Annotated in this window: 12 protein-coding genes; 11 read left to right on the top strand and 1 reads right to left on the bottom strand. The window is 53.4% G+C overall.

Annotated elements, in window-relative coordinates:
• Positions 1-139: 139 nt before the first annotated feature.
• Positions 140-1318, top strand: coding sequence for an MFS transporter (locus FEK47_RS08410; protein ID WP_130207268.1), 1179 nt, complete (start codon positions 140-142; stop codon positions 1316-1318).
• Here FEK47_RS08410 and flk read toward each other — a convergent pair.
• A complete protein-coding gene (gene flk, locus FEK47_RS08415; RefSeq protein WP_130216936.1) occupies positions 1315-2307 on the bottom strand; it encodes a flagella biosynthesis regulator Flk in 993 nt (330 codons plus the stop codon). The two genes, FEK47_RS08410 and flk, sit on opposite strands and share 4 nt — an antisense overlap.
• A gap of 99 nt (positions 2308-2406) precedes the next feature.
• Here flk and pdxB point away from each other — a divergent pair, with 99 nt between their 5' ends.
• The 10 genes from pdxB to ubiX all read left to right on the top strand — a co-directional run bounded on the left by pdxB (position 2407) and on the right by ubiX (position 12569).
• Positions 2407-3543, top strand: coding sequence for a 4-phosphoerythronate dehydrogenase PdxB (pdxB, locus tag FEK47_RS08420; protein WP_135487474.1), 1137 nt, complete (start codon positions 2407-2409; stop codon positions 3541-3543).
• 65 nt (positions 3544-3608) lie between these two features.
• Entirely contained in the window at positions 3609-4622 is a 1014-nt protein-coding gene (locus tag FEK47_RS08425) for an aspartate-semialdehyde dehydrogenase (RefSeq protein ID WP_130207262.1), read from the top strand.
• Complete coding sequence (gene truA / locus FEK47_RS08430) at positions 4622-5434, top strand: tRNA pseudouridine(38-40) synthase TruA (protein ID WP_001283597.1); 813 nt, start codon at positions 4622-4624, stop codon at positions 5432-5434. Before FEK47_RS08425 ends, truA begins: the two co-directional genes overlap by 1 nt.
• A gap of 82 nt (positions 5435-5516) precedes the next feature.
• The gene (locus FEK47_RS08435) at positions 5517-6176 is read left to right on the top strand and encodes a DedA family protein (RefSeq protein WP_000364335.1); all 660 of its coding nucleotides are present in this window, start codon (positions 5517-5519) and stop codon (positions 6174-6176) included.
• Between the two features lie 155 nt (positions 6177-6331).
• A complete protein-coding gene (gene accD / locus FEK47_RS08440) occupies positions 6332-7246 on the top strand; it encodes an acetyl-CoA carboxylase, carboxyltransferase subunit beta (RefSeq protein ID WP_064526523.1) in 915 nt (304 codons plus the stop codon).
• A gap of 73 nt (positions 7247-7319) precedes the next feature.
• On the top strand, positions 7320-8588 hold the full coding sequence (gene folC / locus FEK47_RS08445) for a bifunctional tetrahydrofolate synthase/dihydrofolate synthase (protein ID WP_135487475.1): 1269 nt from the start codon (positions 7320-7322) through the stop codon (positions 8586-8588).
• A complete protein-coding gene (gene dedD, locus FEK47_RS08450) occupies positions 8578-9240 on the top strand; it encodes a cell division protein DedD (protein WP_130207256.1) in 663 nt (220 codons plus the stop codon). Before folC ends, dedD begins: the two co-directional genes overlap by 11 nt.
• Before the next feature lie 622 nt (positions 9241-9862).
• On the top strand, positions 9863-10351 hold the full coding sequence (gene cvpA / locus FEK47_RS08455; protein ID WP_000262113.1) for a colicin V production protein: 489 nt from the start codon (positions 9863-9865) through the stop codon (positions 10349-10351).
• A gap of 36 nt (positions 10352-10387) precedes the next feature.
• On the top strand, positions 10388-11905 hold the full coding sequence (gene purF / locus FEK47_RS08460; protein WP_130207254.1) for an amidophosphoribosyltransferase: 1518 nt from the start codon (positions 10388-10390) through the stop codon (positions 11903-11905).
• Positions 11906-11999: 94 nt separating this feature from the next.
• Complete coding sequence (gene ubiX / locus FEK47_RS08465) at positions 12000-12569, top strand: flavin prenyltransferase UbiX (protein ID WP_130257458.1); 570 nt, start codon at positions 12000-12002, stop codon at positions 12567-12569.
• The last annotated feature ends 205 nt before the right edge of the window (positions 12570-12774 follow it).

The following is a 12774-nucleotide window of genomic DNA, read 5'->3' on the forward strand; positions in this document are numbered from 1 at the left end:
TTCCAGGCAAACTTCCCGCTTTGTCGATTTCCTTCTGAAAAGACATACGCGTTAAATCCTGCCAACGCACCGTAACCCTGAAAACCAGAGAGATGAGACGGGGAGACTCCTCGCCTTGCGCTGCATTCTGGAGTAATGCATGACTGCTGTAAGCCAAACAGAAACACGATCTTCTGCCAATTTTTCGCTCTTCCGCATCGCTTTTGCGGTTTTTCTAACCTACATGACCGTAGGGCTGCCGTTGCCGGTTATCCCGCTGTTTGTTCATCATGAACTGGGCTATGGCAACACCATGGTCGGGATTGCCGTCGGCATTCAGTTTCTGGCTACGGTACTGACGCGTGGCTACGCCGGACGGCTGGCCGATCAATATGGTGCAAAACGTTCGGCGCTTCAGGGTATGTTCGCCTGTGGTCTGGCTGGCGGCGCGCTGCTGCTGGCGGCGCTTTTGCCTGTCTCCGCACCGATTAAATTTGCCCTGCTGGTCGTCGGACGTTTGATTCTTGGATTTGGCGAAAGCCAGTTGCTGACGGGCGCTTTGACCTGGGGATTGGGCATTGTCGGGCCGAAACACTCAGGCAAAGTGATGTCATGGAACGGAATGGCTATTTACGGTGCCCTCGCTGTTGGCGCACCGCTTGGCTTGTTGATTCATAGCCATTACGGTTTTGCCGCACTGGCGCTTACGACAATGGCATTACCTTTACTGGCGTGGGCTTGTAACGGCACAGTCCGCAAAGTACCGGCAATGGCGGGAGAACGTCCATCGCTGTGGAGCGTTGTCGGACTTATCTGGAAACCGGGTCTTGGTCTGGCGCTTCAGGGAGTTGGCTTTGCGGTTATCGGAACCTTTGTATCGCTCTACTTTGCCAGCAAAGGATGGGCGATGGCAGGTTTTACACTCACCGCATTTGGCGGCGCATTTGTCGTGATGCGCGTGATGTTCGGCTGGATGCCAGACCGTTTTGGCGGCGTGAAAGTGGCGATTGTCTCTTTGCTTGTCGAAACGGTAGGTTTGTTGCTGCTCTGGCAAGCGCCTGGCGCGTGGGTGGCGTTAGCTGGTGCGGCGTTAACCGGGGCAGGGTGTTCACTTATCTTCCCGGCGCTTGGTGTGGAAGTGGTTAAGCGCGTTCCGTCTCAGGTTCGCGGTACTGCGCTCGGCGGTTATGCGGCGTTTCAGGATATCGCCCTCGGTGTTTCCGGGCCACTGGCAGGTGTCCTGGCGACCACATTTGGCTACTCGTCGGTATTCCTTGCCGGGGCGATATCGGCGGTGCTGGGGATTATCGTGACGATACTGTCATTTCGTCGTGGTTAACTCAATAACCAGACCAACATCACGATGATGGCGGTCAGCAATATCCACAGGCTGGGGCGCATGGCCATTTCTTGCATCGTGTTAATGAATGGCGTAAAGGGATTGAGCAACGGTTGAATATCTCGCGGTTCAATCCCATTCACCCGCCGTTGATAAAGCTGGTTGAGGATATCCTCGGCCTGTGCGGAAGTCAGGGCTGATTGCTGAGAAAGGCCATATTTTTGCTCAACATAGCTCGATAATACTGTCAACTCGCTGGCATCCAGTGGCTGTTTTAGCGCCATCTGAAGCGACTCCAGCGTCGGTGTATTTTGCTGACTTAACACCTGGCGTGCCTGCAACCAGGTAACCAGGTGGGTAAACATTTTTGCCGGGATCAACTCACCATTTTTTACCCCAGAAAGTTCCAGCATAGATTGCCAAATCTGTTTGCTGGGTTCTCCTGTTGCCGCCGCGAGTTTAGTCACCAGTTGCTTAAGCGTATTGTGTTCTGCCGGTAGCAAAGGGCGATCGGTCGCCTGGCGCTGTTGCGGCTGCGGGATAACCATCTTCCCTTCCTGTAACAGCGTCAGGACGGTTTTTAATTGCTCCGGTGAGAGTTGATTCAGCGGCGTCTGACCAAAGTTATGACGAATGTAATCTGTGACCGCCTGACGATTATTCCCCAGCCGTAAGTACTCGCTCAATTGCGCCAAAAGCTGGCGGACAGAATGGCTTTCTTGCGCGGCCAGTAAACGTTGTGCAAGGTTTTGTTCTGCGGCGGGGAAATTGCGTGAAAGTAACGGTGAATCTCCTGGCAGACCGATGTCGTGCTTTATACCGGCCCACAATTCCGCGCTCTGCTGTTGCGTCAGCGAAGTCACTTTGGTTATCAAACTTTCCAGCACTGTACGTTGTAAGCTGGATAAAGGCTGATTGCCTGCGCCAGACGACAGTTTATCCCCCTGACCCGGTGGTTGCCCAGGAGGGGCGGAAATTGGTTGTATCATTACGTATCCTTATACCTGAAATCATCGCAAGTATGCCTGGCCGCGAGATTATGGCACACTTGTCCGGTTAACTCTCGTTCTCATACAGGTACCACAAACGTGAAAATCCTTGTTGATGAAAATATGCCTTATGCCCGCGAATTATTTAGTCGTCTGGGGGAGGTGAAAGCGGTTCCGGGGCGTCCAATTCCAGTTGCTGAACTGGATGATGCAGATGCTTTGATGGTGCGTTCGGTCACGAAAGTGAATGAATCTTTGCTGGCAGGAAAACCGGTAAAATTTATTGGCACCGCGACCGCGGGGACGGACCATGTCGATGAAGCGTGGTTAAAGCAGGCGGGAATTGGTTTTTCTGCTGCACCTGGCTGCAATGCGATTGCGGTAGTGGAATATGTTTTCTCGTCACTGCTGATGCTTGCCGAACGCGATGGATTTTCACTGCACGAGCGTACCGTGGGGATCGTGGGCGTCGGCAACGTCGGGCGACGGTTACAGGCACGGCTGGAAGCGTGGGGGATCAAAACATTACTTTGCGATCCACCACGCGCCGATCGTGGGGATGAGGGGGATTTCCGTCCTCTTGATGAACTGGTCGCGCAAGCAGACATTCTGACTTTCCATACGCCACTCTTTAAAGATGGTCCCTACAAAACGCGGCATCTGGCGGATGAAAAACTGATTCGCAGCCTGAAGCCGGGGGCAATTCTGATTAACGCCTGCCGTGGTGCCGTTGTCGATAATACCGCACTGCTGACCTGCCTGAATGAAGGTCAGAAGTTAAGCGTGGTGCTGGATGTCTGGGAAGGCGAGCCAGAACTCAACGTCGAGCTGCTGCAAAAAGTGGATATCGGCACGCCGCATATCGCGGGCTATACCCTCGAAGGCAAAGCTCGCGGCACAACGCAAGTGTTTGAAGCTTACAGCAAGTTTATTGGTCATGAACAGCACGTGGCGTTGGATACTTTACTGCCCGCGCCGGAGTTTGGCCGCATCACGCTGCATGGTCCGCTCGATCAGCCGACGCTAAAAAGGCTGGTGCATTTGGTGTATGATGTGCGCCGCGACGACGCACCGCTGCGTAAAGTCGCCGGAATACCGGGTGAGTTCGATAAACTGCGCAAAAATTACCTTGAGCGCCGTGAATGGTCGTCTCTGTATGTGATCTGTGATGACGCCAGCGCGGCGGCATTACTGTGTAAACTGGGTTTTAACGCCGTTCATCATCCGGCTCGTTAATCTCTTCTTCATGCTCTCTGCTGTAACATAGGCAGGGAGCTTTGCATTTTCTGGAGTAAACCACCATGTCTGAAGGCTGGAACATTGCCGTCCTGGGCGCAACTGGCGCTGTGGGCGAAGCCCTGATTGAAACGCTGGCTGAACGTCAGTTCCCGGTTGGGGAAATTTATGCACTGGCACGTAACGAAAGCGCAGGCGAACATCTGCGCTTTGGTGGTAAGACAATCACCGTGCAGGATGCCGCCGAATTTGACTGGACGCAGGCGCAACTGGCGTTTTTTGTCGCAGGCAAAGAAGCGACCGCGACCTGGGTTGAAGAAGCAACCAACTCAGGCTGCCTGGTTATCGACAGCAGCGGATTGTTCGCTCTCGAACCCGACGTACCGCTGGTGGTGCCGGAAGTAAACCCGTTTGTACTTGCTGATTACCGTAACCGTAATGTTATCGCCGTACCGGACAGCCTGACCAGCCAGCTGCTGGCTTCTCTGAAACCGTTAATCGATCAGGGCGGATTGTCGCGTATTAGCGTTACCAGCCTGATTTCAGCCTCCGCACAGGGCAAAAAAGCGGTCGATGCGTTAGCGGGGCAGAGTGCGAAATTGCTCAACGGCATTCCGATTGACGAAGAAGATTTCTTCGGACGTCAGCTGGCGTTCAACATGCTGCCGTTACTGCCGGACAGGGAAGGTAGCGTGCGCGAAGAACGTCGTATCGTCGATGAAGTGCGCAAAATCATGCAGGACGAAGGGCTGATGATTTCGGCAAGCGTCGTGCAGGCACCGGTATTTTACGGTCACGCTCAGATGGTTAACTTTGAAGCTCTGCGTCCGCTGGCGGCAGAAGAAGCGCGTGATGCCTTTACCCAGGGCGAAGATATTGTGCTTTCCGAAGAGAACGAATTCCCGACGCAGGTGGGTGACGCTTCCGGTACGCCGCATCTTTCTGTGGGCTGCGTGCGCAATGATTACGGTATTCCAGAGCAAATCCAGTTCTGGTCGGTGGCCGATAACGTCCGTTTTGGCGGCGCACTGATGGCAGTGAAAATCGCCGAGAAACTGGTGCAGGAGTATCTGTACTAATGTCCGACCAGCAACAACCGCCAGTTTATAAAATTGCGCTGGGCATTGAGTACGACGGCAGTAGGTATTACGGCTGGCAACGGCAGAATGAAGTCCGCAGTGTGCAGGAGAAGCTGGAAAAGGCGCTCTCCCAGGTGGCGAACGAACCCATCACCGTCTTCTGCGCCGGGCGTACTGACGCAGGCGTACACGGCACCGGGCAGGTAGTGCATTTCGAAACCACCGCGCAGCGCAAAGACGCCGCGTGGACATTAGGCGTAAATGCGAATTTACCTGGTGACATCGCCGTGCGTTGGGTTAAAGCTGTACCTGATGATTTTCATGCCCGATTTAGCGCCACGGCTCGCCGTTATCGCTACATCATCTACAATCATCGGCTGCGCCCGGCGGTGTTGAGTAAAGGTGTGACCCACTTCTACGAACCGCTGGATGCCGAACGGATGCATCGGGCTGCGCAATGCTTGTTGGGCGAGAATGATTTCACCTCATTTCGCGCGGTGCAGTGCCAGTCCCGAACGCCGTGGCGCAACGTTATGCATATTAACGTCACGCGACATGGTCCTTATGTGGTGGTAGATATCAAAGCGAATGCCTTTGTACATCATATGGTGAGGAATATTGTCGGTAGCCTGATGGAAGTAGGCGCCCACAACCAGCCAGAGAGTTGGATAGCAGAGCTGTTAGCGGCAAAGGACAGAACGCTGGCGGCAGCAACGGCGAAAGCGGAAGGGCTGTATCTGGTTGCGGTAGATTACCCTGACCGATTTGATCTTCCAAAACCGCCAATGGGCCCGCTGTTTCTGGCGGACTAATGAGAATAATGCTCTAAAAATTTCAGGCTGTAGCCAACGCAGTTACAGCCTGAGAAATGAAGAGTACAAGGCATAGGCAATTATGGACCTGATTTATTTCCTCATCGATTTTATTTTGCATATTGATGTGCATCTGGCGGAGCTGGTCGCAGAGTACGGCGTCTGGGTTTATGCCATTCTGTTTTTGATTCTGTTCTGTGAAACCGGGCTGGTGGTAACGCCTTTCCTGCCTGGTGATTCGTTGCTGTTTGTCGCTGGCGCGTTGGCATCTCTGGAGACTAATGATCTCAACGTCCATATGATGGTGGTACTGATGTTGATTGCTGCAATTGTGGGTGATGCGGTCAACTACACCATTGGGCGGTTGTTCGGTGAGAAGTTATTCAGTAACCCCAATTCGAAAATTTTCCGTCGTAGTTATCTCGACAAAACGCACCAGTTTTATGAGAAACATGGCGGCAAAACCATTATTCTCGCCCGTTTTGTACCGATCGTCAGAACGTTCGCGCCGTTCGTTGCGGGAATGGGCCACATGTCGTACCGTCATTTCGCCGCTTATAACGTGATCGGCGCACTGTTATGGGTACTGCTTTTTACCTATGCAGGTTATTTCTTCGGTACAATCCCGATGGTTCAGGATAACCTTAAGCTGCTGATCGTCGGTATTATTGTGGTTTCCATTTTGCCGGGCGTCATCGAAATTATCCGTCACAAACGCGCTGCGGCCCGCGCCGCAAAATAAAAAGTAACTCCGCGGTTCGACCACTTTTTTATCCAAAGTTTCGGGCTGTTATGTTTTAATGTGCAACATTCATGGTCTGTTGGGGGCAAAAATGGCATTATGCGTCCCCAAAGATAAAACTGGCATCGAACCAGGTTCAGACAGAAAGGTCCCTAATGAGCTGGATTGAACGAATTAAAAGCAACATTACTCCCACCCGCAAGGCGAGCATTCCTGAAGGTGTGTGGACTAAGTGTGATAGCTGCGGTCAGGTTTTATACCGCGCTGAACTGGAACGTAATCTTGAGGTCTGTCCGAAGTGTGACCATCACATGCGTATGTCGGCGCGTAACCGCCTGCATAGCTTGTTAGATGAAGGCAGCCTTGTGGAGCTGGGTAGCGAGCTTGAGCCGAAAGATGTGCTGAAGTTCCGTGACTCCAAAAAGTATAAAGACCGTCTGGCCTCTGCGCAGAAAGAAACCGGCGAAAAAGACGCGCTGGTGGTGATGAAAGGCACTCTGTACGGTATGCCGGTTGTCGCTGCGGCATTCGAATTCGCCTTTATGGGCGGTTCAATGGGTTCAGTGGTTGGCGCTCGTTTCGTGCGCGCCGTTGAGCAAGCGCTGGAAGATAACTGCCCGCTGATCTGCTTCTCTGCTTCTGGTGGCGCACGTATGCAGGAAGCGTTAATGTCGCTGATGCAGATGGCGAAAACCTCTGCGGCACTGGCGAAAATGCAGGAGCGCGGGTTACCGTACATTTCCGTGCTGACCGACCCGACCATGGGCGGTGTTTCTGCAAGCTTCGCGATGCTGGGCGATCTCAATATTGCTGAACCGAAAGCGCTAATCGGCTTTGCCGGTCCTCGCGTTATCGAACAGACCGTTCGCGAAAAACTGCCGCCAGGATTCCAGCGCAGTGAATTCCTGATCGAGAAAGGCGCCATCGATATGATCGTCCGTCGACCGGAAATGCGCCTGAAACTGGCTAGCATTCTGGCGAAGCTGATGAATCTGCCAGCGCCTAATCCTGATGCGCCGCGTGAAGGCGAAGTGGTGCCACCGGTGCCGGATCAGGAACCAGAGGCCTGATAACTGATAAGGGCAGGGCCACTGGCTCTGCCCTTTTGCTATTTATTCTCCCCGTAACGAATCAGCGGATACCATGATTATCAAACGCACTCCTCAAGCCGCGTCGCCTCTGGCTTCGTGGCTTTCTTATCTGGAAAACCTGCACAGTAAAACTATCGATCTCGGCCTTGATCGCGTCAGCCAGGTTGCGGCGCGTCTTGGCGTCCTTAAACCTGCACCGTTTGTGTTTACCGTTGCGGGAACTAATGGCAAAGGCACGACCTGCCGTACGCTGGAGTCGATTCTGATGGCGGCAGGGTACAGGGTGGGGGTCTACAGTTCGCCGCATCTGGTGCGTTATACCGAGCGCGTTCGTATACAGGGCAAAGAACTGGCGGAGTCGGCCCATACAGCTTCTTTTGCCGAGATTGAGGCCGAGCGCGGCGATATTTCTTTGACTTATTTTGAATACGGTACGCTGTCGGCATTGTGGTTGTTCAAAGAGGCGCAACTCGATGTGGTGATTCTGGAAGTAGGTCTGGGCGGTCGTCTGGATGCGACTAACATTGTCGATGCTGATGTTGCCGTGGTAACCAGTATCGCGCTGGATCATACCGACTGGCTGGGGCCAGATCGTGAAAGCATTGGTCGTGAGAAAGCGGGGATCTTCCGCAGCGAAAAACCGGCAATCGTCGGTGAACCGGAAATGCCTTACACCATTGCCGATGTAGCACAGGAGAAAGGCGCACTGTTGCAACGTTGTGGCGTTGAGTGGAATTATTCCGTCACTGACCATGACTGGTCATTTACCGATGCTCACGGCACGTTGGCGGAGTTACCGTTGCCACTTGTCCCGCAACCGAATGCCGCAACAGCGCTGGCGGCACTGCGTGCCAGCGGCCTGGAAGTCAGTGAAAAGGCAATTCGCGACGGTATTGCCAGCGCAATTTTGCCTGGACGTTTCCAGATTGTGAGCGAGACGCCACGCGTTATTTTTGATGTCGCCCATAATCCTCATGCGGCGGAATATCTTACCGGACGCATGAAAGCGTTACCGAAAAACGGGCGCGTGCTGGCGGTTATCGGTATGCTACATGATAAAGATATTGCCGGAACACTGGCCTGGTTGAAAAGCGTGGTTGATGACTGGTATTGTGCGCCACTGGAAGGGCCGCGCGGTGCCACGGCAGCACAACTGCTTGAGCATCTGGGGAACGGCAAACCATTCGATAGCGTTGCGCAGGCATGGGAAGCCGCAATGGCGGACGCTAAACCGGAAGATACCGTGCTGGTGTGTGGTTCGTTCCATACGGTCGCACATGTCATGGAAGTGATTGACGCGAGGAGAAGCGGTGGCGAGTAAGTTTCAGAATCGGTTAGTTGGCACTATTGTGCTGGTAGCTCTGGGAGTTATTGTGCTTCCAGGATTGCTTGATGGGCAGAAAAAACATTATCAGGATGAGTTCGCAGCGATCCCGCTGGTGCCGAAAGCGGGTGATCGTGACGAGCCAGATATGATGCCAGCCGCCACTCAGGCGTTGCCGACACAGCCGCCAGAAGGCGCGGCAGAAGAGGTGCGGGCAGGTGATGCCGCAGCGCCTTCGCTCGACCCGACAACCATTGCGGCCAATAATACCGTGTTTGAACCGGAGCCTGCACCGGTCGCTCCACCGAAACCGAAACCGGTGGATCCGCCTAAGCCGAAGGTTGAAGTGCCGCCCCCGCCGAAGCCAGAACCGAAGCCGGTTGTTGAAGAAAAGGCAGCGCCGACGGGTAAAGCCTATGTTGTGCAACTGGGCGCGCTGAAAAATGCCGATAAAGTGAATGAGATTGTCGGTAAGCTGCGTGGCGCGGGATATCGGGTTTATACTTCGCCGTCAACGCCAGTGCAGGGTAAAATCACCCGTATTCTTGTGGGGCCAGATGCCTCAAAAGATAAGCTGAAAGGATCGCTTGGCGAACTGAAGCAGATCTCTGGTTTGAGCGGCGTGGTTATGGGCTACACGCCGAATTAATACGGTTTTACCTGATGCGACGCCAGCATGTCTTATCAGGCCTGTGCTGGAGCAGAACTGTAGGTCGGATAAGGCGTTCACGCTGCATCCGACAGCCGTTGCCTGATGCGACGCCAGCGCGTCTTATCAGGCCTACGCAGGGGGCGAACTGTCGGTCGGATAAGGCGTTCACGCCGCATCCGACAGCCGTTGCCTGATGTGACGCTGGCGCGTCTTATCAGGCCTGTGCTGGAGCAGAACAGTAGGTCGGATAAGGCGTTCACGCCGCATCCGACAGCCGTTACCTGATGCGACGCCAGCATGTCTTATCAGGCCTGTGCTGGAGCAGAACCGTAGGTCGGATAAGGCGTTCACGCCGCATCCGACAGCCGTTGCCTGATGCGACACCAGCGCGTCTTATCAGGCCTACGCAGGGGTAGAACCGTAGGTCGGATAAGGCGTTCACGCCGCATCCGACAAACATTGCCCGATGCCGCAAAGGCATAAAAAGTCGATGGCGTTGAATATTTTTTCAGCGCCATTTTTATTGATGCACGGGAAGGAAATCCCTACGCAAACGTTTTCTTTTTCTGTTAGAATGCGCCCCGAACAGGATGACAGGGCGTAAAATCGTGGGACACATATGGTCTGGATTGATTACGCCATAATCGCGGTGATTGCTTTTTCCTCTCTGGTTAGCCTGATCCGCGGCTTTGTTCGTGAAGCGTTATCGCTGGTGACATGGGGCTGTGCTTTCTTTGTCGCCAGTCATTACTACACTTACCTGTCAGTCTGGTTTACGGGCTTTGAAGACGAACTGGTTCGAAATGGGATTGCCATCGCGGTACTGTTTATCGCTACCCTGATCGTTGGTGCTATCGTGAACTTCGTGATAGGCCAGCTGGTGGAGAAAACGGGGTTGTCAGGCACCGATCGGGTGCTGGGCGTCTGTTTCGGTGCGTTGCGCGGTGTGTTGATTGTTGCTGCCATTCTCTTCTTTCTCGACTCCTTTACTGGAGTGTCGAAAAGCGAAGACTGGAGTAAATCACAGCTGATCCCGCAGTTCAGTTTTATCATCAGATGGTTTTTTGATTATCTGCAAAGCTCGTCAAGTTTCTTGCCCAGGGCGTAAGTGCTCTGAGATGTGGCTTAACGAGGAAAAAGACGTATGTGCGGTATTGTCGGTATCGCCGGTGTTATGCCGGTTAACCAGTCGATTTATGATGCCTTAACGGTGCTTCAGCATCGCGGTCAGGATGCCGCCGGCATCATCACCATAGATGCCAATAACTGCTTCCGTTTGCGTAAAGCGAACGGGCTGGTGAGCGATGTATTTGAAGCTCGCCATATGCAGCGTTTGCAGGGCAATATGGGCATTGGTCATGTGCGTTACCCTACGGCTGGCAGCTCCAGTGCCTCTGAAGCGCAGCCGTTTTACGTTAACTCTCCGTATGGTATTACGCTTGCCCACAACGGCAATCTGACCAACGCTCACGAGTTGCGTAAAAAACTGTTTGAAGAAAAACGCCGCCACATCAACACCACTTCCGACTCGGAAATTCTGCTTAATATCTTCGCCAGCGAGCTGGATAACTTCCGCCACTACCCGCTGGAAGCCGATAACATTTTCTCCGCCATTGCCGCGACTAACCGCCAAATTCGCGGCGCGTATGCCTGTGTGGCGATGATTATCGGCCACGGCATGGTTGCTTTCCGCGATCCTAACGGGATTCGTCCGCTGGTACTGGGGAAACGCGATATCGACGAGAATCGCACAGAATATATGGTCGCTTCCGAAAGCGTTGCGCTCGATACGCTGGGCTTTGAGTTCCTGCGTGACGTCGCGCCGGGCGAGGCGATTTACATCACTGAAGAAGGGCAGTTGTTTACCCGTCAGTGTGCTGACAATCCGGTCAGCAATCCGTGCCTGTTTGAGTATGTTTACTTTGCCCGTCCTGACTCGTTCATCGACAAAATTTCCGTTTACAGCGCGCGTGTGAATATGGGCACGAAACTGGGCGAAAAAATTGCCCGTGAATGGGAAGATCTGGATATTGACGTGGTGATCCCGATTCCGGAAACTTCCTGCGACATCGCGCTGGAAATTGCCCGAATTCTGGGTAAACCGTACCGCCAGGGTTTTGTTAAAAACCGCTATGTTGGTCGTACCTTCATCATGCCGGGTCAGCAACTGCGTCGTAAATCTGTGCGCCGTAAATTGAACGCCAACCGCGCTGAGTTCCGCGATAAAAACGTCCTGCTGGTTGATGACTCCATCGTGCGCGGCACCACCTCTGAACAAATTATCGAGATGGCACGCGAAGCCGGAGCGAAGAAAGTGTACCTCGCCTCTGCGGCACCAGAGATTCGCTTCCCGAACGTTTACGGTATCGATATGCCGAGCGCCACGGAGCTGATCGCCCACGGTCGTGAAGTGGATGAAATTCGCCAGATCATCGGTGCTGACGGTTTGATTTTCCAGGATCTGAACGATCTGATCGAAGCCGTCCGCGCGGAAAACCCGGACATTCAGCAGTTTGAATGCTCGGTGTTCAACGGGGTCTACGTCACCAAAGATGTTGATCAGGGCTACCTCGATTTTCTCGATACTTTACGTAATGACGACGCCAAAGCATTGCAACGTCAGAACGAAGTGGAAAACCTGGAAATGCATAACGAAGGATGATGCCTTCGCTCAGGGTGCCAGTCTGGCACCCTGACTTGCAACTCCCGCCGAAATCCTGCAAAGTCTGCCTGCAAGTCTGACAGGGCAACTCTCTATGAAACGACTCATTGTAGGCATCAGTGGTGCCAGCGGCGCGATTTATGGCGTGCGCTTATTACAGGTTCTGCGCGATGTCACAGACATCGAAACGCATCTGGTTATGAGCCAGGCGGCTCGCCAGACCTTATCCCTCGAAACGGATTTTTCCCTGCGCGAAGTGCAGGCGTTAGCCGATGTAACTCATGATGCGCGCGATATTGCTGCCAGCATCTCTTCTGGTTCTTTCCAGACGCTGGGCATGGTGATTTTACCCTGTTCAATCAAGACCCTTTCCGGCATTGTCCATAGCTATACCGATGGCCTGTTGACCCGCGCGGCAGATGTGGTGCTGAAAGAGCGTCGCCCGTTGGTGCTCTGCGTGCGTGAAACACCGTTGCACTTAGGCCACCTGCGTTTAATGACTCAGGCGGCTGAAATCGGTGCGGTGATTATGCCTCCCGTTCCGGCGTTTTATCATCGCCCGCAATCCCTTGATGATGTGATAAATCAGACGGTTAACCGTGTTCTTGACCAGTTTTCGATAACCCTTCCCGAAGATCTCTTTGCCCGCTGGCAGGGCGCTTAACTCCGCTGTTGCCCTGTTTCAGGGCAATTTTGCAACCGCGATCAAATCCTCGACATTTTGTTCCTTCCATTGAATCGAAACGCTGCGATTCAACCGCCATACCTGCTATCTTCAATTTCAGGACAATAATGCAACGTCTTATTAACATATTTTGCGTTGAATGTTGCTGCTGTCGGCAAGATGGCATAAGACCTGCATGAACGAG

The organism is Escherichia sp. E3659 (genome assembly GCF_005781135.1).
Lineage (GTDB): Bacteria > Pseudomonadota > Gammaproteobacteria > Enterobacterales > Enterobacteriaceae > Escherichia.

Coding starts and splice junctions, on each gene's coding strand:
- FEK47_RS08410 (WP_130207268.1), top strand. CDS start 140: ATGACTGCTGTAAGCCAAACAGAAACACGATCTTCTGCCAATTTTTCG.
- FEK47_RS08425 (WP_130207262.1), top strand. CDS start 3,609: ATGTCTGAAGGCTGGAACATTGCCGTCCTGGGCGCAACTGGCGCTGTG.
- truA (WP_001283597.1), top strand. CDS start 4,622: ATGTCCGACCAGCAACAACCGCCAGTTTATAAAATTGCGCTGGGCATT.
- FEK47_RS08435 (WP_000364335.1), top strand. CDS start 5,517: ATGGACCTGATTTATTTCCTCATCGATTTTATTTTGCATATTGATGTG.
- ubiX (WP_130257458.1), top strand. CDS start 12,000: ATGAAACGACTCATTGTAGGCATCAGTGGTGCCAGCGGCGCGATTTAT.
- cvpA (WP_000262113.1), top strand. CDS start 9,863: ATGGTCTGGATTGATTACGCCATAATCGCGGTGATTGCTTTTTCCTCT.
- folC (WP_135487475.1), top strand. CDS start 7,320: ATGATTATCAAACGCACTCCTCAAGCCGCGTCGCCTCTGGCTTCGTGG.
- purF (WP_130207254.1), top strand. CDS start 10,388: ATGTGCGGTATTGTCGGTATCGCCGGTGTTATGCCGGTTAACCAGTCG.
- accD (WP_064526523.1), top strand. CDS start 6,332: ATGAGCTGGATTGAACGAATTAAAAGCAACATTACTCCCACCCGCAAG.
- flk (WP_130216936.1), bottom strand. CDS start 2,307: ATGATACAACCAATTTCCGCCCCTCCTGGGCAACCACCGGGTCAGGGG.